Raw genomic sequence first — 19,202 nt, 5'->3', positions numbered from 1 at the left:
GAGAATACAACTAGTTTCATACCGTCATCCTGAGGTGCGAGCGGAGCGAACCTCGAAGGATGTACGACCCCGGCTGGTGGCCGTCGATCCTTCGAGACGCGCGCGTTGCGCGCTCCTCAGGATGACGGGGCTAGAGCGCTCGAGCCCTCACACCTTCTCCTTCACGAACCTGTTCCGCAACGTCCCGATGCCGCTGATATCGATCTCCACCACGTCGCCGTCCTTCAAATCAGGCGAGGCGCCGTCGGTGCCCATCCAGATCACGTCGCCGGGTGACAGCGTGAAGTACTTGCTCAGCTCGACCAGGAAGGGGACGATGCCGAAGATCATCTCGTTGGTGCGGAAGCGGCCGGTCTCCTTGCCGTTGACGCGGATCGCGGTCTCCATGCGGTCGAGATCGACGTCGGTCTCGATCCACGGCCCCATCGGCTTGAAGGTGTCGGCGTTCTTGGCGCGCCACAGCCCGCGGTCGGCCTTCTGCCAGCTGCGTTCGGAGACGTCGTTGCCAATGGTGTAGCCGAACACGCAATCCATCGCATTGGCGTCGGTGAGGTGCTTGGCCGTCTTGCCGATCACGACGACCAGCTCGCCCTCGTAATGGATTTTCTCGGTCGCGCTTGCCGGGATCACGACGTCATCATCATGCGCGATCAGGGCGTTCTGGGCGCGGTAGCCGATCTCGGGGCGGTCGGGAACGTTCGGCACCGTGCCGGCCTTGTCGGCGGCTTCCTTGAGGTGCTTCAAATAATTCAGCCCGACGCAGTAGAAGGTGCGCGGGACCAGCGGCAGCTCGATCTTGACGTCCTTCAAGGCGTGGTTCTTGGACGTCTTTCTCCATTCGCCGAATGGATCGCCGTTGACTGTCGTCACGGTGTCACCCTCGACCAAACCCCAGGACGTGTTGCCCGCGGCGGTGAATTTCAGCCAGCGCATGATGATGTCCTTCTATTCCGCCGCTTGCGCGCGGGTCTTCCACGCGCCCGCAGCCGGGCGCTTGAGCCCGAGATTTTCGCGCAGCGTCGTGCCGGCATAGTCCTTGTGGAACAGGCCGCGCTTCTGCAACTCGGGCACCACGTGATCGACGAAGTCGGCATAGGAGCCCGGCACATAGCTTGCGGCGACGACGAAGCCGTCGCAGCCGCGGCCTTCGAACAATTCCTCCAGCCGGTCGGCGATCTCCTTCGGACCGCCGACGATCGCATCCTGCACCTGGGCGCGGCCGGAGAAGGTGATGAAGTCGCGGGTCGAGGGATTGCTCTTGCCGGAGGCGCGCAGCACGCCGTCACGCATGCCGATCATGCCTTGCATGCCCTGCAACTCCTCCGTGGTCAGCGGCTCGTCGATCGGCTTGGCGCCGAAATCGAAATTGAGCGCTTCCGCCAGCAGCGACAGCGCGTCGATCTCGAGCGGCAGCTTCTGGATCACGGCCATGCGATCCTCGGCTTCCGCCTTGGTGGCGCCGGCGATTGGCGTGATCAGATTGCACAGGAACATCTGGTCGGGATCGCGCCCGGCCTTGGCGGCTTCACCGCGGATGGCGTCGTAATTCTGCTTGGCGTGCGCGAGATTGCGCGCCGCGGTGAAGATCACTTCGCCCCAGCGGCCGGCAAAGCGCTGTCCGCGGCCGGAGGCGCCGGCTTGCACGATCACCGGATGCCCCTGCGGTGAGCGCGGTACCGTGAACGGACCGCGCGAGCTGAAGAACTCGCCCTTGTGATCGAGCCGCTTCACCTTGGTCGGATCGGCAAAGCGGCCGCTCTTCTTGTCGATCACAAGCGAGCCGTCTTCCCAGGAATCCCAATGGCCGAGCACCACCTCCATGAACTCATCGGCGCGGTCGTAGCGCGGATCGTGGTCGAGATGCTGCGCCTTGCCCATGTTAAGCGCTTCGCCGTCATTGACCGAGGTCACCACGTTCCAGGCCGCGCGGCCACCCGTCATCAGGTCGAGCGTGGCGAAGCGGCGGGCGACGTCGAACGGCTCGAAATAGGTGGTCGATGCGGTCGAGGCGAGGCCGAGCTTGGTGGTGACCATGCCCATCGTGGTCAGCACCACGATCGGGTCCATCTTCACGCAGCGGATGCCGTATTCGACGGTGTGGGCGTGGTCGTTGTTGTAGCGGTCGGGCATCGCGAGGCGGTCGTCGAAGAACGCCATGTGGAACTTGCCGCGCTCCAGGATGCGCGCGATCTCCTGGTAGTAGTCCGCCGACATCGAATCGTCGCGCGATTCCGGGTGGCGCCAGGAGCCCGGCAGGTTGGTACAGTTCTGCGCCTGCAAAAAGCCAACCAGTGCCATTTGCCGTGTCATGTCGTTCTCCCGTGTCCGGATTTGTCAGCGCAGGTTGAGTTCGTCGGCGAGCTTGTAATCGACGGCGAGGGCCTTGAGCTTCTCCCAGGTCGCATCCTCGATCTCGATGCCGTTCTTGCGCCGCTCGAGCTCGCGCAGATGTTCGACCTCGCCGGGATAGAATACGCCGCGGCTTCCCTCCGACGGTGGCGTCGATTTCAGGTAGCGCGCGAAATCGGCCACCTCCTTCTTGAAATCGAGGAGCGGCCGGAACGCGGCGACGTTGAACACCGCCATGAAGCAGCCGTCATTGTGCCGGCCGGTCGGCTCGACGCCGAAACCGAGGCCGGTCAACAGCCCGCATAGCACCTCGACCATCGCGGCGAGCCCCGAGCCCTTGTAGCCCTCGCTGCCGCCCAGCGGCAGCAGCGCGCCGCCCTTGCGATAGTCCTTGGGATCGGTGGTGTCGCGGCCCTCGGCATCGATGATCCAGCCCTTCGGGATGCTTTCGCCGCGCGCCACCGCGAGCTGGATCTTGCCGGCGGCGACCGCCGAAGTCGCCATGTCCAGATAGAACGGCGCCTCGAGATCGGAGGGCACCGCGATCGACAGCGGGTTGGTGCCGAGCCGGGCCTCGCGGCCGCCGAACGGCGCGACATGCTTCGGCGAGCGGCCGGAATCGGCTGCCGCGATCCCGATCATGCCTTCGCGCATCGCCATCAGCGGGTAATGCGCGAGCCGCCCGACATGGCTCTGCCGGAACACGGTGCAGGCCGCGACATTGGCGGTCCTGGCCTTGTTGATGGTCATCTCCATCGCCTTGGCGTTGACGTGGAAGCCGAACCCCCAATGGCCGTCGATCACGGTCGTGGTCGGCGTTTCCTGCACGATGGTCCATTTGGCGCCGGGCACGATGTGGCCGGCCTTGATGCGGTCGATATAGGTCGGGATCGCGATCACGCCGTGGGAGTCATGGCCGGCCAGATTGGCGTTGACGCAGCCGGAGGCGACGGCGTTGGCCTCCTCCTCCGATGCGCCGGCGCCCCGAAGCAGCGCGGCGCCGATACGCGTGAGACGGTCGGCCTGGACGATCGGCATGGGAATTTCCTCGCGCTTCGCCCGCATGAGGCGCGGGTCTTGCTTGCTGTTATCGGCGTCATGCTCTCAAAGCGCGGCTGGCCGAGCAAGGCCGGAAAATCCGGTCGGCCATACCGCCAGCAGGGTGCTCCCGCCGATGTTTTCACCGAGCGGAACGGGCGCGGTCGCGATGCGGAATTTGGCCGCCGTGCCGGCACGAACCGGGCCGCGATCCGCGCGTTCCGGCCCGCCGCCTCAGCCTGGCACACAAGGGTCCGTAATATCCCGGGAAACCGCCCGCCGCGTTCGTCAGCCGTTTACTCTGTCGCGCAACTTGCCGGATACACTAACCATCACTTAGGCCTCTTGCGGGCAATGTTCCGCGCCAGTTTGAAGGGGTTGGCCCCGGGGCCTTCAGGGAACGTGCAGTCGACCATCGGGCGTACATTCGCGGCGTTGAATGCCACCAACGAAGCGATCCTGTACGCGAAATCACCGGAAGAACTATACGGCAAGGTCTGCGAAGCCGCTTTCTCGAGCGGGAGCTTCCTGGCTGCGACCGTGTTTTTGCTGGAGCCGGATACCGGTCTGCTGACCTTCGCGGCCGGCTACGGCGAGGATGTCGCGCGGCTGCGCAGCATCACGATTTCCACGCTCGCCAACACGCCGGAAGGGGAGGGCGTCGCGGGACGGGCGTTCCGTGACCAGACGGCTTGCGTCAGCAACGACTATGTCAACGATCCCCGCTCGGCGGCCTGGCGCAGCGGTGCCGCGGCGAGCGGCGTCGGCGCGGCTGCGGCGATGCCGCTGGTCTGTGGTGGGCGCAGCGTCGGTGTCTTCATGGTGACCCGGCGCGAGGTCGGTTCGCTTGGCGAGGAGATCGTCTCGTTGCTCGAGCGCATGGCAGCAAACGTATCCTTCGCGCTCGACAATTTCGACCATGAGACGTCGCGCAAGAGCGGTGAGCGGGCGATGCGCCGGCTCAACCGCATGTTCGGCGCGATCAGCGCGACCAACGAGGCGATCCTTCGCGCCAAGACCGAGCACGATCTGTATCAGCGGGTCTGCGATGCGGCGGTGTTCAGCGGCAAGTCCTTTGCCACGGTGGTGCTGCTAGCCGAACCCGATACGCACTGGCTCGAGCCCGTTGCCGGCACCGGCGAGGCGATCGACCTGATCACGCAGACGCGGTTTTCGACCGACCCCGACAATGTCTACGGCAAGGGCATTTGCGGCGAGGCATTTCGAACCCAGCGCCCCTGCGTCGAGCACGACATCCCGACCTCGACCCGCCCGTCGCAGACGCCGATTCGCGGCAGCGGCCTGATGGCCTGTGTCGCGCTGCCGCTGACCCGCTTCGGCCGCAGCATCGGCGTCCTGATCTTCTTCACCGGCAATTCCTGGGCGCGCGATCAGGAGATCATCGCGCTGCTGGCCGGGATCGCCGAGAACGTCTCGGTTGCGCTCGATAATTTCGGCCGCGCCACCGAGAAGGCCAAGGCCGACGCGGAACGTGAGCGGCTGTCGCGGATGTTCGCCGCGCTGAGCGCGACCAACGAGGCGATCATGCGCGCGCGGTCGCGGATCGAGATGTACGAGCTGGTTTGCGCGGCGGCGGCGCATGGCGGCGGGTTCAATTCCACCAGCATCCTGATCGCGAAGCCCGGCGACGATTTCCTGGAGATGATCGCGGTCGCAGGCCCCACCGCCGAGAATGCGCGCCGTCTCAACGTCTCGCGCAGCGATGCCCGCCCCGAAGGGCGCGGTGTCAGCGGCAAGGCGTTCCGCTCCCGGCGCGCCTGCATCAACAACGATTTCCTCAGCGACGTCGCCAACAGCCCGTTCCGCGAAGTCATCGATCGCGAGGATGCGCGATCCGGCGCGGCGTTTCCGTTGATCGTCGACGACGAGCCGGTCGGAGTGATGCTGTTCATCTCCGCCAAGCGCAACACGTTCTCGGCCGAATTCGCCGAGCTGTTGCAGCGGCTCGCCGACAACGTCTCCTTTGCGCTGGGCAGTTTCGACCGTGCCGACGAGAAGGCGCGGACCGAGGAGCAGAAGGAAAAGTTGCGGCGGATGTTCGCGGCACTGAGTGCGACCAACGAGGCGATCATGCGGGCGAAGTCCCGCAGCGAGCTGTTCGATCTGGTCTGCGATGCTGCGGCTGTCGGCGGTCAGTTCATCTCGGCCACCATCCGCCTGGTGCGTCCCGGCGAGGCCTTCCTGGACAATGTGGCGGCTTCCGGCCCCGACCGGATACGGGCCCGTGAAGTCCAGTTGTCGGCCGACGCGACGCGGCCGGAAGGACAAACCCTGACCGGCGTTGCGATCCGCACCCGCAGGCCCTGCATCAGCAACGACTATCTCAGCGACTTCGGACCCGACTCGCATGTCTATCCGGTGGTCCGCGACAGCGGCAGCAAGTCCGGCGCGGCGTTGCCGTTGCTCAAGAACGGCGAGGCGATCGGCGCGCTGGTGTTCCTGTCCAGCGAATTCGGCACCTTCAGCCCGGAGATGATGGCGCTGTTGCAGCGGCTTGCCGAGAACGTGTCGTTTGCGCTGGCCAATTTCGATCGTGCCGACGAGAAGGCGCGGGCCGACGAGCAGAAGGAACGGCTGTCGCGCATGTTCGCGGCGCTGAGCGCGACCAACGAGGCGATCATGCGGGCGAAGTCCCGCAGCGAATTGTATCAACTGGTCTGCGAGGCGGCGGCGACCGGCGGCAAATTCACCTCGACCACGATCGCGCTGGCGCAAGGCGGGAGCGATTATCTGCGGATCGTCGCGATCGCGGGCCCGGCGGCGGGCGGCGCGAGCCAGGTCACGCTCTCGGTCAGCGAGGCGCATGCCGAGGGACGCGGTGCCTGCGGCAGGGCGTTCCGGTCGGGCCAGGCCTGCATCATCAATGACTATTTTGCCGACGCCGACACCGCCGCCTTCCATGAGAGGGCTCGCCTCGACGGAACGCAGTCGGGTGCCTCCTTCCCGCTGATCGTCAGCGGGCAGGTGGTTGGCGTCATGATCTTCGTCGCGATCGAGAAGGACACCTTCACGCCTGAATTCGCTGAGCTGCTACAGCGGCTCGCCGACAATCTGGCGTTCGCGCTGGAAAGCTTCGATCGCGCCGACGAGAAGCACAAGGCCGACGAGCGCATCGAGTATCTCGCCTCGCACGACAGCCTGACCAATCTGCCCAACCGGGAGACCTTCAACGAGATGCTGCGTCACGCGATCTCGGCGGCGGATCGCCATCGCCGGCAGCTCGCGGTGCTGTTCATCGATCTCGACCGCTTCAAGGTGATCAACGACTCGCTCGGCCATGACGCCGGCGACATGCTGCTGGTGGCGATCGCCGAGCGGCTGCGCGCATCGTTGCGCGCGAGCGACGTGGTGGCCCGGCTCGGCGGCGACGAGTTCGTGGTCATCCTCGAGGAAACCGCCGAACGTCACGACGTCGAGCGCATTGCCGGCGATCTCCTGGTTTCGCTCAGCCAGCCGTTGCAACTCAGCGGGCACGAGTGCCACACCACGGCGTCGATCGGGATCGCTGTGTATCCGGCCGACGGCTCCGACGTGCAGACGCTGACCAAGAATGCCGACATGGCGATGTATCTCGCCAAGGAGGACGGCAAGAACGGCTTCCGCTTCTTCTCCAACGAGGTGCGGGCACAGTCGATCGAGCGCCTGACGATGGAGAGCGCGCTGCGCCGCGCGCTGGAGCGCGACCAGTTCTCGCTCGACTATCAGCCCAAGGTCGACATGGCCAGCGGTGAGATCAGCGGCGTCGAAGCGCTGCTGCGCTGGAGCCATCCCGAGCTCGGCAAGGTCTCGCCGGGGCAATTCATCCCGCTTGCCGAGGAGGTCGGGCTCATCGTGCCGATCGGCCGCTGGGTGCTGAAGGAAGCCTGCGCGCAGAACATGGCCTGGCAGCGCGGCGGCCTCAAGGCGGTGACGATGGCGGTCAACCTCTCGCCGCGGCAGTTCGGCGATCCGCATCTGCTCGACGACATCGACGAGGCGCTGGCGGCGAGCGGCATGCCGCCCGAGCTGCTGCAACTCGAGGTCACCGAGAGCATGGTAATGCGCAACGTGACGCGGGCAGTCCGCGTGCTCGATGCGATCCAGAACCGCGGCATCCGGCTGGCGATCGACGATTTCGGCACCGGTTACTCGTCGATGTCGCTGATGAAGCAGTTCCCGATCGACACCATCAAGATCGATCGCTCCTTCGTGCGCGACCTGCCCGACGATTCCGAGGACGTCGCGATCGCGCAGGCGATCATCAGCATGGGCAAGGCACTCGGCATGACCATCGTCGCCGAGGGCGTCGAGACCTCCGAGCAGCGGGAGTTCCTGCGCGCGCATGCCTGCGACGAGATGCAGGGGTTCCTGTTCAGCCGGCCGCTGCCGCCGCGCGATCTTGCCGAACTGTTGAAGTCGGCGCCGGTGCTGACCGCGCCGCCGCTGCAACCGTCATTGGAGGATGAGGCAGCCGGTGAGGCTGTGCCGGATCTAGGGCGGAAACGCGCTGTCGTCTGAGGGCTGCACCGGCAGGTCGCGGACGTCGGAATCCGCGGATGCGACCTTGCGCGAGAAATCATAGGGCCAGGGCAGCGTGGTCTGGCCGGCCAGCGTCTGCCGCAATACGAGCGCGCCGTCGGCAAACCGGGCGCCGTCGGGCAGGCGGAGCTTGTGGCACCAGGTGGCGGGCAGCGGCTCGGCAGCATCGCGCATCTCGAATGCCGGGCCCCACCACCACGCTGGCGCGGGCGGTCGCTCCGGTTCGGGTATTCCGCGCCACCGCGCGAACTCGTCGACGATGCGGGCAAATTGCGGCTTGGCGGCGGGGTGCATCGAAAGCCCTTCCTTTGGCCCACAATGATAACATCGCCGCCATCGCGCGCAATGCGGCTATTGGCGGCCGTGCTGCCAATGCGCCGCGACGTCGGAGCCGGATTTGTTGAGATGGACGTGCTGGTCGACACGGTCGACCCAGGACAGCGGAATGAAATGATGGTGCTGGCCGTCGGGCGAGCTTTGCTTGGTCAGCTTGATCTTGTCGGTGCCTTCCATGTGGTCGACCTTGCCGACCGTTTTCTTGTCCGACGAGATCACGTCCATATGTTCCCGAATGTCGGCTGCTGTCGCCATGCGTTGTCTCCTCGTCATGATGATGAGGGGATGAAACGCCACGCGGATGTGAAGGTTGCTATTCGGCTGCCGGCTACTTCTGTTCCACTTCGGTCGCGGTCGCCGGGCCTTCGCCCATGATAAGCAGCACGGCGTCCTCGTCCTTGGCGCCGTCCCAATGCACCTGCTTGCCGTAATGGGTGACGAAGCTTCCGGCCGGCATCGCCACGGTGCCGTGATCGGGATCGAACTTCGGACCCGAGCCGACCCACCAGGTGCCCTTGAGTACGACGATGTAGCGGTCGTTGGGATGGAAGTGCGGACGGCTGAAATGATTGCCCTTGGTCCATTTGGTGTAGACCATGTAGAAGCCGGGCTTCGAGGGATCGCCGACCACGACGGCGTTCTGCGCGCCGCGCGCGTCGACCGGGCTCCAGGGGATCTGGTCCGGCAGCTTGTAGGTGACGGCAGCCGGATTGAGCTCGGCGGCGGAGCTGACGCTCAGCATGCCGGCAAGGGCCAGCGGCATCAACAGGTAGCGCCAGGATCGGTTCGATGCCGTCATCGTATCCTCCCAGATCAGTGTTCTCGGGCAACTGCCGCGCCCGTATCAACGTGATGCTATTCGCTCCTGCTTCCGCCGGGCAAGACGCGTCCACGCATGTCTGATCTCAAGATTGCGACATCGGCCCGTGACACAACGCAACTGCAACATGAAAAACGGATTTACGCCGTTGCTGGCAATGATAGGTTGCGCGCCAACAAAAAACGGGAGGACGACCGTGAAGAAGCATTTGTCGATAGTGGCGGCGGGATTGATGATCGGTGTGGCCGCGCTGCAATTTTCGACCGCCGCATCGGGGCAGGACGGTTGGGTCACGCTGCTCGACAGCACCAAGAAAGGTGACTGGGACGAGGTCGGCAAGGCCAATTGGGCCATGAAGGACGGCGCGCTGGTGGCCGACAAGCTCGACGGCAAGGAGCTCTCCTATCTCGTCAGCAAGACCCCCTACAAGGATTTCCAGATCAGGGCCGAGTTCTGGACCGACGAGGATGCCAACAGTGGCGTCTTCATCCGTTGCGAAGGCAACAAGGTGATCGACTCCAAGGTCTGCTACGAGGTCAACATCTTCGACAAGCGGCCGGATCCGACCTACGGCACCGGCGCGATCGTCGACGTCGGCAAGGTCGATCCGATGCCGAAGGCGGCCGGCAAGTGGAACGTCTACGAGATCACGGCGCAGGGGCCGCATTTCGTGGTGACGCTGAACGGCCAGAAGACCGTCGACGCCCAGGACTCCAAGCACGCCAGCGGCTACATCGCGCTCCAGTATGGTTCGGGCGTGGTCAAGTTCCGCAAGGTGCAGATCAAGCCGCTCTGACGGCGCGCAATTGGAGCCCGGTCGCGGCGCGGCCGGGCTTCCGCGCGCGTATCGCAGCTACGGATTGGAGGCCGCCGGATCGTCGCCTTGCGTGCGCAGATGATGGCCGATCACCAGTCCGGTCAGGCATAGCAGCAGTCCGAGCGCCGGCGGCGCAAACAGCGCCTCTTCCTGGAAGATGCCATTCACCAGCACGACCATCGTGCCGAACGCGGCGAGCCCTTGCGTGAGGATTCCGGAAGAAGCGTACAGGCGCCAGGCCTTCAGTGCCATCGCCAGGAAGAAGCCGAGCGGCACCAGCGCGCCGATGCCCATCTGGTAGAGCAGCACGCCGACGGCGCTCTCGACGGCGCCGTCCATGGTGCCGGCCGCCTGCGCGGCGTTCCAGTCGATCGAGAAATAGCCCTCGGAGAGGTTGCCGCCGACGCCGAGTCCGCGGCCGATCGGGTTCTGCCGAAAGCCGTCCCATCCGCCCATGAAGCCGATCACATGAAAGTCGCCGATCTGAAGGCCGATATAGATCGCCGCGATCGCGTAACCCACGAGCCCGACCAGCGCGACGGCAAGCGTGATGGTCGCGCCGAACAGCCAGGTCGCCGTCCAGGCGAGGGCGACGAAAATCACCAGGATGAGCGCGCCCTTCACGCTACAGCAGATCAGCAGCGGGACCGCGACCAGCGCCAGCCATCGATAGCCGACCGCGAACAGGAACAGGATCGAGAAGGCGATCCCGTAACCGAAGCTGATCGGGCTCATGTTCGGTCCAAAGATGCGCATCATCGACGAAAGGCCGAGGTCCTCGAACAGCGGGCTGTTGAGGAAACTGAAGCGGAAGCGATCGATCAGATCGACCGGGACGTTGCCGGTCTGGCGCATCTCGGCTTCCCAGGCTCCGGAGCGGGTCGCCTTCAGCTCGTCGAAGTGCCAGAACGTATAGCCGTTGGTGATGCTGAGCCAGAAATCGCGAAACAGCAATTCGACATATCCGCAGACGATCAGCATCGCGGCAACCGTGACGAGGAACGGCGTGACGCGGATCTCGAAGCTTGCGGCAGTCAGCAGCGACAGCTGGAACAAGAACAGCGGCAAGGCAATGTTGCGCAGATAGACCAGGGCCGCATGCGAGTCTTGCATTGCCCCCAGCAGGAAATATGCCGTCACGGTTGCAAGGGTGACCAGCCCCCATCTCATGATGCGGTCGATCTCGGCAGAGTGCTTGCGCTCGTGCAGGATATACAGCGTCAGCGTGACCAGCCACATCACGGCGCAGACGAGGAAGTTGTAACCCTTGACGAAATCCATCTCCTGCTCGGTCGTCATGTAGGACGACAGGATCGAGACGAACAGATTCTGGAAGAAGATGATGAAGATGGCGATCGACGGCGCATAGGCCGGCGCCGCGAGCACGATGGCGCAGCCGATCAGGCTTTCGACGGCGATCGCGAGCCCGGCGTTGGCTGCCTGCATGATCGGGGCGAACGCGATCGATGCCACGGCAATGCCGAGCGCAGGAACGAGGTCGCCGGCCAACAGCGGCCGCGGGGCTATCTCTGCTCGCACAGGCTCTGACCTGGATGTCCGGATGTGTGGCGTGCCACACGCGCATCGCCGATCTAGCCACCCATTGTGTAAGAACCGGTTAACCAGATCGGTTAGCGTGTCCCCAGCAGCGCCTTCAGCGCTTCGCGATCGGGCTTGCCGGTCACCGCGTCGGCCAGGCCAAAGCCCTGCATCATTTCCCAGTGGGTCCAGCCCCAGCACTGCTGCCGGGCGTAGTCCGTGACCCCGGCAAGCCAGCGCAGCCGGCTGTCGCGCGGCGCGCCGGCCTTGAGCACGCCGAATTCGTTGATGATGATCGGACGTGAGTATTTTTGCTGCCAGGCGGCCGCGGGCGCGAGCCATTTGTCGATGCCGCGGTCGGGGGTGGCGCGGTCCACCATCGCCAGCGCCTCGCGATGGTTCTGCGCCGTGAGCTGCTCACGCAACTGTTGAACCCTGGGATCGTCGGCCCGGATCGGATAGGGCAGTCCGGTGATATAGTGGAGCGGCTCGTTCTGATCCCAATGCGCCTGATGGGTGAACACCATCGGGTCGTAGAAGTGGATGGCATAGACGACATTGGGATCGTCGAGCGGCGTGAACCCCGGCAGCGAATCCGCGCGCTGCCAGTTGACCGGGCCCGTGATCAGGGTGGTTTGCGGAAGCAGATTGCGGATGAAGCCGGCGAGATCCGGGACCTCGCTTTGCCATTGTGCCGCATCGACTTCGGGTTCGTTCAGGAGCTCGGCGAAGACGCGATCGGAGGGATAGCGCTGCATGATCGTCGCGAGTTCGCCCCAGGCACTCTTCATCTCGATCATGGCCGCGGCAGGATCGTCCTTGTGCAGCGGGTTGAAGCGCTCGCCCGAATGCAGGTCGATCGACACGGCATAGCCGAGCTGGAGCAGTGTCTTCAGCGCGGCGTCGACGGTTTGCATATGCCGGCCGATATCCAGCTTGCTGGCGAACCGCGGCATGACGCCGTCGGCGGGCACCGGCAGCCGGATATGGGTCAGGCCGGCCTTGCGCAGCGCGAGCAGCAGGCTGCGCGGCGGCGCCGATCGCGGATCGGCGATCCAGCCGTCGGCATTGACGCCGCGTGACAGCGCCTCGAGCCGGTCCGCGGGAACGCCTTCGATCAGGCTGGGGCAGGCCCGTGCGGCGACCGACAGCAGAACGGATGCGGCGGCGATGACCGCGGTGATCGAGGGCCTCAGCATTGGACGGTCAACTCGCGAACGGAGTACGGCGCACGCCTCGGCGTGGCTGGCGCGCCGCTCACGCATACTGCCTGTCGTGCTGCTGGCTTGCAGCGGGAGACTGCAACTCGTCGAGAACGACGCCCGCGAGCTTGCGTTCGGTGCCGCCGAGCGCGGCGATGATGTCTTCCATCGACGCGTTGATGTCGCGATCAACTGGCAGTGCTGCAAGCAAACCATCGGCGATGTCGAACAGCCGTCGTTCAGCCGCGCCCCAAGGCATCGGCGGTCCGTCGAGGATCACGAGCTCGTGGTCGCCGGCGGCGCGCGCCTGCGCGATCGCCTTGAGGATTGCCGCGTTGGTCTTGGCCGGATCATCCTTGATCGCCGGCAGGATCGCGATGCCGTTGACGGTGTTGACGGTGGAGGCAACCTTGCTGCCGATGGTGAGCCAGTCGAGCCGGCCAGGCTTGCTCTGAGCGGGATGCGCGACCCTGTCGGTCAGGGCGTGGGCGGCCGTGTCGGCGTCGATCAACAGGACACGGGCGCCGTCGCGCGCGGCGGCCAGCGCGATGTTCAGCGCGACGATGCTGCGATCGGAAGCGCCGCCAGTGCCGATCACGGCCAGCACCGGAATGGCGTTGCCGGCCGCCAGCGCCGCATGGATCTGCCGCATCGTGTTCGAGAACGGGCCCAGCGCCGAGCTGGTGCGCAGCGTCGGCCAGCCGAACCGGGTGACGTCGGCGGGGCTGTCGCCTGTCAGGATGCCGCCGAGCGTGCGAATGACGTCGGATTCCTGCAATTCGGCAATCAGCGGCTTCTCGATCACCGGCCGGTCGATCTGGCGGGCCGCCGGCCGCGCCAAGGGGGTGGCCGCCACGGATTGCTTGGCGTCGGCCGGCGCCGGCTGCCGCTCTGCGGCGGCGTCCTGCTTCGGCTGGAGCTTCGGACGAATCGGATCGGCGCCGGGCGCCAGCTGGTTTGCGGTGACGAACCAGCCCGCGGCAGCGAGCCCGCCGAACATGAAGCCGATCATCGCGAGCACGCTCATCGCCGGCGGGAAGGTGCGCTGCTGCGGGATCGTGGCGTCGCCGATCACGCGCGCGCTCGAGGTGTTGAGGCTCTCCTGCTCCTCGGTCTCGCGCGAGCGCTTGAGGAAGGACTGATACACCTCACGGCTGGCTTCGACTTCGCGGTCGAGCTGGCGCAACCGTACCGACGCCTGGCCCATCTGTACGCTCTGCTGCTTCTGGACGTCCAAGGCCTTGGCGAGCGATGCCTCGTAGTCGCGGGCCCGGGTCAGGTCGTTCTTCGCGGACAGTGCAAAGCGGTCGATCTCGTCCTTGATGGAGCGTTTGAGGTCATCGACCTGCTGCGCGACCTGGCGCAGCATCGGATGTCGTGGCCCGAGGTCGCTCTGCAACTCGGCCTGCCGCTTCTTCGCCTCGGCGTATTGCGCGCGCAGATTGGCCATGGTCGGTGACTGCAATGCTTCCGGGATCGCGCCCGGGTCCATCGATCCGCGTCGGCTGGCCTCGATCTGGTCATACTTGGCCTGGGCGTCGAGCGTCTGCGCCCGCGCGGCGGCGAGCCGCTGGTTGCCGAGCGAGAGCTGCTGGTCGGTCAGCAGATTGTCCTGCGAACCGACGAAATTGTTCTGCGCCTTGTAGGTCGCGAGCGCTTCTTCGGCGTTGTGCAGGCGCTGCTGCAACTCCTTCAAGCGGCCGGAGAGGTCGCGGGTGGCGCGCCGCGCCGCGTCGGCCTGCGATTGCTTGGATTCAGTGAGATAGGCCTTGGCGATCGCGTTGGAGAGCATCGCGGCCTTGACCGGGTCGTACGACCACACGTCGATGTCGACGATGAAGGTGCGATCGGTCTTCTTGACGTTGATGTGGCGGTTCAGCGTGTCGAGCGTCTTCATCTCGATCTGCTGTTGCTGCTCCGCCGTCTGCCGCGGCTCGATGCCGAACAGACCGAGCAGCGAGCCGAACAGGCCCTTGCCCGCAACGCCGGCGCCGAACTCCGGATCCTTGACGAGATTGGTGTCGCGGATCACCTGGAGCAGCACGTTGTTCGACGTGATCAGGCGCGACTGGCTTTCGACCACCATGGCGAGGCCGGAGACGTCCTGGGCGCGTGGGGTCAGCTCGCGATCGACGAGTTGCAACTCGCGCGGATCGACATAGAGCTGGGCACCTGCGGTGTATTTCGGTGTCAGGCTCTTGCCGATCGCAACCGCGACGCAGGCGCAGAGCAGGGCCGCGGACAGGATCGCGACCTTGCGCTGCCACAGCAGCCGGATCAGTTCGAGCACGTTGAAGCCGGCCGGGCCTGTGGCCCGGCGCGGCTCCGACTTGGCCCGCTCTATCGGCTGGTCGTAGCTAAGCATCGACCCCAGCTTCCATCTGAATGGCCGCACGCATCGGCTGAGGAGCAATCTTTCGGGCCACGCAACGCGCACCGGATGACGCGGAAAGGACGCAACACGAAAAATTAACCATACTCATTCGGGAACTATTCACCAGAAAGGCAAACAAAGCGTTTAAGCGCGGGCGCATCGGAACGCCTCCGCCATCGTCAATACCGGCATGTTGCGCCGTGCCGCCGCCTCCAGCGTGTAGGTCATGAGGTCGGGCGAGCAGCCGTAGAGGCTCGGCGCGTCCGCGACGTCGTGGCTGTAGAAAATTAACCAGCCGTTAGTGTTCGCCGCCTCGCCAAAGGCCGCATCGATCCGCTCGCGGGACATCTGGCGATCGATCAGCGGCATGGCACGCAGGAACTGGAGGTCGACCTCGCCGCTGTTGACGCCGGGCATGATGCTGCGGCAGGTCCGGAATTCGGACTTCAACTGATGTTTTCGCGCATAGGAGCCGTAGCCGAACGGGTAAGCGAAGGTCTCGACCGGCATGGTTGGGTCGAGTGAGTGGAGATAGGTTCGATTGCGCGCGATCTCCGCGGTGAGCGAACCCTCGTCGAGGTCGCAGGCGCGACGGTGCGAGAAGGTGTGGCAGCCGACCTCATGGCCGCGGCGATGCAGCGAGACGACATCATCGGCGTTGCCGGTCGCCCAGAAGCGTGCGTCGAGCCCGACCAGCCCGCCCGACACGTAGAACGTGCCGCGGGCGCCGTAGGATTCGAGGATATCCGCGCCCAGCGTCGCGGCGCTCTTCGGCAGATCGTCAAAAGTGAAGGACACCATCGGTGCGGCGTTGTTCAGGCGAAAGCGTTCGACCTGGACATGCATCGCGAGCCGGTGGCTGACCTTGACCCTGGCTTCCGACCACAGTGCATTCATGAGCCAAGCTTCCGCAAGATCACATGATAGTCGCCGTGCCGGACGTCGATCTTGCCCGGCAGAAATGCATTCATCGTTCGGGCCAGCACGTCGACCGCCGCGGCGAGCAGCGGCTTGCGCCGGCGCATTTCAGGATAGCGCGGGCTCTCATAAGTCTTCCGGTAGATCACTTGCAGCCCGCGCTGCGCCACGAACGCTTCCAGATTGGCGAGCGTCACCATTGGATGGAAATGGGTCGGGAACGGTGCCTCGCCTGGCAGTCCGGCTTTCGGCTTGCCGCGGATGTGGCGATAGAACCAGACGTGGAACCAGTGCGGTGAGTATTTGGTGACGACGCCCGACAGCGATTTCGGGTTGGGCGCGCCGATCAGCAACAGCCCGTTTGGTTTCAACGCCTCGCAGAAGCCGCTCAAGGTGGCTTCGACGTCGGGGACGTGCTCGATGACATTGTAGCAGATGATCAGGTCGAACCGCTGCGTCGGGAAGCGATAGGTCTGGATGTCGCCGAGCACCGCTTCCTGCGCGTAGGTGTTGTTCCGGATCTGGTCGGGGTCGTTGTCGACGACGGTGACATGGGCGCGGTCCAGCACGCCGAGCGGCAGGTAGCTGGTCGAGCCGCCGCCGGCCTCGTAGATCGCAAGCGGTCCAGCCGGCAGCCGGGCCTCGAGGATGCTGTGAACCGTCAACAGGCTCTGCTTGGCTTCGCCGGGCGGCAATTCGAGCAGCGAGTCCGGATGGACGACCGCGGACGCCGCCACCGGCAACTCGGCGGTCGGATCACTCCGTGAGGCAAGCGCAAGGGATTCGGTCATCGGCTTATCCAACGTTGCTGTTTGCGAGTTTGGTGCGGAACATGATGAGGCCTTGCTTGAGTCGGCCGCGCAGGCGCGCGATGTCGAACAGCCAGCAGAGCGCGGCGTAGACCGCGAACCCCGCACCGACCAGCACGATGCTGGCGGGCAGATCGGCGAGGTGCAGGGCGCGGTCCAGCGCCCCCACGGTGAGCGCCATCGCGAGCGCGGCGATGACGATCAGCGCGAGGCGGCCGAGCGGGATCGGAATCGGATAGGCCAACCGGGTCAGCAGCAGCGCGCAGGCGAAACCGGCGACGTCGGCGCCGAGGCGCGCCCAGGCTGCGCCGACCGTGCCATGGAGTTTGACCAGCGCGTAGGACAGGATCACGTTGGCCGCGATGATCGAGGCGGTGTTGATCAGGTAGAACGAGTTGCGGCCGGACAGCAGGAAGCTCGCATGCAGATATTGCTGCGTCAGCACCTGGAACAGCACGGCGAGCGCGATGACCGGCATGATCTCGCCGGCCAGCGCGCGGAAGTCGGGGCCAAGGATGACGTTGGCGACATGCGGGGCGATCACGGCGAAGCCGAGACAGGCCGGCAGCGTGACGCCGGCAAGCAGTTCGAGGCAATCGGCGAGATGGGTCCTGACCGCGGCGTCGCCCTGCCGGGCCTGAATCTGCACGGCCATCGGGAAGAAGGCCGCGGCCATGCTCATCGCCGGCATCATCAGGGTCTGGCGCACCAGGTCGAGCGCCGCGACATATTTGCCGGCGTCGGCGGCGCCGATCAGGTTGGCGATCATGAAACGGTCGGTCACGCTCGAGATCGCGAGCAGCGTCAGCGACAAGGTCAGCGGCAGACCGGTGCGGGCGAGCGATCGCAAGCCGGCGCGGTCGAAGCTGATGATGGTGCCTCGCCAGGCGCTGCGTGCCTGCACCAGCACGGCGACGAGGTAGGCCGAAGCCGCGGCGAGCAACAGCACGAAGCCGGTCGGGCCGATCAGCGCAACGACGACGCCAAGGGCGAGCAGGGCGCCGGCGCGAACCAGCGTTGCCCTCATGACCGAGAGCGCCTTCAGCCGCGCGCGCAGTAGATCCTGCGTCAGCTCGAACAGGCCGATCGCGATCGAAAGCGCGACGGCGGCGAACGCCGCGGTGGCATCGAGGCCGACCAACCGGGCCAGCAGCCAGGTGATCGGCGCGGTGAGGCAGCAGATCAGATAGCCCGACGCCACCAGGCCGCGGATGTCGGTGCCATCGTCGCGGGCATGGCCGCTCAGGATCAGGTTACGGAACCAGCCAACGAGGAACACCGAGATGACCGAGGCGAAGCCGGTGCCGAGCAGATAGATGCCGTAATCATGCGGCGCGAACAGCCGCGTGAAGACGAATACGCTGAACAGCCCAAGCAGCGCCGAGAGCACGTTGGCGGTCAGGTTGATGCTGGCCTGTCCGATCAGCATGATGCGGCGAACTCCGCCGGCCGGGTGACCGCCGATGATGTCAGGATCGTGCCGCTCTCGGCCACGACCTCGCGAATGGTCGCGACCGGCGTGCCCGAGAAGGATGCGATGGAGAACGCGACGTCATCCGTGTCGGCGCGCAGCAGCAGCCGGGTGAGCTCGTCCTTGCTCAGTGTCGGGTCATCCCAATAGCTGATGCATTGCGCCTTGGGCACGATGCTGTGGTGCTGCGCGGCGGGCGCGTCGTTCTCGACGAAGAAGCCGTACAGCAGATATTCGGAGAACTCGCGGGTCCGGCACAACGCCTCGATCCAGCTCATTCCGGTGACCGCCTCGATGCGCTCGGCAAGCGCACGGGTGGTCTCTTTGTCCCAGAAGATGATGTGTCCGATGAAGTCCGGCGCCGGAAACGGCGGGGTCGGCAGGCCGATCAACTGGTGGCTGGTCTCGAGCCAGCGCGAATGCCGCGGCTGGTCGGCGGTCACGGCGTCGGCGATCCGCAGCAGCGGGATCGCGTTCGGCTGCTGGAAGCGCGCGAGATCGAAATCGCGAAAGAACACGATGTCGGAATCCAGGATGCAGAACCGCTCATAAGGCAGCGCGATGGTCGCTGCGATCTTCAGGATCTGCTGCACGTGCCAGCCGTTCACCGGCTTGGCCCGCAGCGACCACCAGAACTGGCGGCGCTTGCGCTGGATCATGCGCGGCAGCGGCCGCAGCCAGTCAGGCAGGAAGGAAGAGGCCGGAATGATGATGCGGCGATCGCTTGCCAGCGGCGCGAACAGCGACAGATCGCAATCCGGGACCAGCAGATAATGCTTGGAGAACGACGTGACGTGGCGATCCACGCTTTCGCAGAGCAGCGTGCAGATTTCCAGATCGCGCCCGTAGGTCGGGGTCAGCAACGCGACAGGGGTCATCTCGTAACTCTCTCCGGCGACACCGTTTCAGGGCGGAACATCGTGGCCGCCAGACTTGTCCTGAACCCCAGTTCAGCAAGATCGGTGCCGGAGTATTTTGATGACCCTATCG

At 65.3% G+C, this 19,202-nt stretch carries 15 protein-coding genes; 2 read left to right on the top strand and 13 right to left on the bottom strand.

The genetic code is table 11. The features are described from left to right. Positions 1–147 precede the first annotated feature (147 nt). The 3 genes from CWS35_RS00565 to CWS35_RS00555 are packed head-to-tail and all read right to left on the bottom strand — an operon-like array spanning position 148 to position 3,387. A complete protein-coding gene (locus tag CWS35_RS00565) occupies positions 148–933 on the bottom strand; it encodes a fumarylacetoacetate hydrolase family protein (protein WP_100950202.1) in 786 nt (261 codons plus the stop codon). Between the two features lie 12 nt (positions 934–945). After that, complete coding sequence (locus tag CWS35_RS00560) at positions 946–2,310, bottom strand: LLM class flavin-dependent oxidoreductase (protein WP_024581216.1); 1,365 nt, start codon at positions 2,308–2,310, stop codon at positions 946–948. Positions 2,311–2,334: 24 nt separating this feature from the next. Next, the gene (locus CWS35_RS00555) at positions 2,335–3,387 is read right to left on the bottom strand and encodes an Ldh family oxidoreductase (RefSeq protein ID WP_024581215.1); all 1,053 of its coding nucleotides are present in this window, start codon (positions 3,385–3,387) and stop codon (positions 2,335–2,337) included. A gap of 402 nt (positions 3,388–3,789) precedes the next feature. Between CWS35_RS00555 and CWS35_RS00550 the strand changes: the two genes are divergently transcribed. Continuing rightward, positions 3,790–7,905, top strand: coding sequence for a GAF domain-containing protein (locus CWS35_RS00550; RefSeq protein WP_100950199.1), 4,116 nt, complete (start codon positions 3,790–3,792; stop codon positions 7,903–7,905). On the opposite strand, the gene CWS35_RS00545 is transcribed toward CWS35_RS00550, so the two are convergent. From CWS35_RS00545 to CWS35_RS00535, 3 genes are all read right to left on the bottom strand, one after another. Next, positions 7,879–8,220 carry a hypothetical protein gene (locus CWS35_RS00545; protein ID WP_100950197.1) on the bottom strand — a complete coding sequence of 114 codons (342 nt, stop codon included), beginning with the start codon at positions 8,218–8,220 and terminating at the stop codon, positions 7,879–7,881. The genes CWS35_RS00550 and CWS35_RS00545 overlap by 27 nt on opposite strands. Before the next feature lie 57 nt (positions 8,221–8,277). Beyond that, positions 8,278–8,517, bottom strand: coding sequence for a DUF2171 domain-containing protein (locus CWS35_RS00540; protein ID WP_100950195.1), 240 nt, complete (start codon positions 8,515–8,517; stop codon positions 8,278–8,280). Positions 8,518–8,590: 73 nt separating this feature from the next. Further along, positions 8,591–9,061 carry a cupin domain-containing protein gene (locus CWS35_RS00535; RefSeq protein WP_245438819.1) on the bottom strand — a complete coding sequence of 157 codons (471 nt, stop codon included), beginning with the start codon at positions 9,059–9,061 and terminating at the stop codon, positions 8,591–8,593. Positions 9,062–9,278: 217 nt separating this feature from the next. On the opposite strand from CWS35_RS00535, the gene CWS35_RS00530 reads away from it, so the two are divergent. After that, positions 9,279–9,878: a DUF1080 domain-containing protein gene (locus CWS35_RS00530; protein WP_100950193.1), complete on the top strand. Its 600-nt coding sequence runs from the start codon at positions 9,279–9,281 to the stop codon at positions 9,876–9,878. Between the two features lie 57 nt (positions 9,879–9,935). On the opposite strand, the gene CWS35_RS00525 is transcribed toward CWS35_RS00530, so the two are convergent. From CWS35_RS00525 to CWS35_RS00495, 7 genes are all read right to left on the bottom strand, one after another. Continuing rightward, positions 9,936–11,438: a hypothetical protein gene (locus tag CWS35_RS00525; protein ID WP_245438817.1), complete on the bottom strand. Its 1,503-nt coding sequence runs from the start codon at positions 11,436–11,438 to the stop codon at positions 9,936–9,938. Positions 11,439–11,530: 92 nt separating this feature from the next. After that, on the bottom strand, positions 11,531–12,637 hold the full coding sequence (locus tag CWS35_RS00520) for a glycoside hydrolase family 5 protein (protein WP_100950189.1): 1,107 nt from the start codon (positions 12,635–12,637) through the stop codon (positions 11,531–11,533). Between the two features lie 58 nt (positions 12,638–12,695). Beyond that, positions 12,696–15,005 carry an exopolysaccharide transport family protein gene (locus CWS35_RS00515; protein WP_100950187.1) on the bottom strand — a complete coding sequence of 770 codons (2,310 nt, stop codon included), beginning with the start codon at positions 15,003–15,005 and terminating at the stop codon, positions 12,696–12,698. 153 nt (positions 15,006–15,158) lie between these two features. Beyond that, positions 15,159–15,911 carry a polysaccharide deacetylase family protein gene (locus tag CWS35_RS00510; protein WP_100950185.1) on the bottom strand — a complete coding sequence of 251 codons (753 nt, stop codon included), beginning with the start codon at positions 15,909–15,911 and terminating at the stop codon, positions 15,159–15,161. Further along, positions 15,908–16,723 (bottom strand): bifunctional 2-polyprenyl-6-hydroxyphenol methylase/3-demethylubiquinol 3-O-methyltransferase UbiG, encoded by an 816-nt coding sequence (locus CWS35_RS00505; protein WP_024581206.1) that lies wholly within the window; start codon positions 16,721–16,723, stop codon positions 15,908–15,910. Before CWS35_RS00505 ends, CWS35_RS00510 begins: the two co-directional genes overlap by 4 nt. A gap of 4 nt (positions 16,724–16,727) precedes the next feature. After that, positions 16,728–18,170 carry a lipopolysaccharide biosynthesis protein gene (locus CWS35_RS00500; RefSeq protein WP_100950183.1) on the bottom strand — a complete coding sequence of 481 codons (1,443 nt, stop codon included), beginning with the start codon at positions 18,168–18,170 and terminating at the stop codon, positions 16,728–16,730. After that, positions 18,164–19,090, bottom strand: a complete 927-nt coding sequence (locus CWS35_RS00495; protein ID WP_100950181.1) for a DUF6492 family protein — start codon at positions 19,088–19,090, stop codon at positions 18,164–18,166. Before CWS35_RS00495 ends, CWS35_RS00500 begins: the two co-directional genes overlap by 7 nt. Between the last annotated feature and the right edge of the window lie 112 nt (positions 19,091–19,202).

The sequence above is a fragment of the Bradyrhizobium sp. SK17 genome (genome assembly GCF_002831585.1).
GTDB lineage: Bacteria > Pseudomonadota > Alphaproteobacteria > Rhizobiales > Xanthobacteraceae > Bradyrhizobium.
The sequence above is the reverse complement of the archived record's forward strand: the minus strand, read 5'-3'. Positions and strand labels throughout refer to the sequence as shown.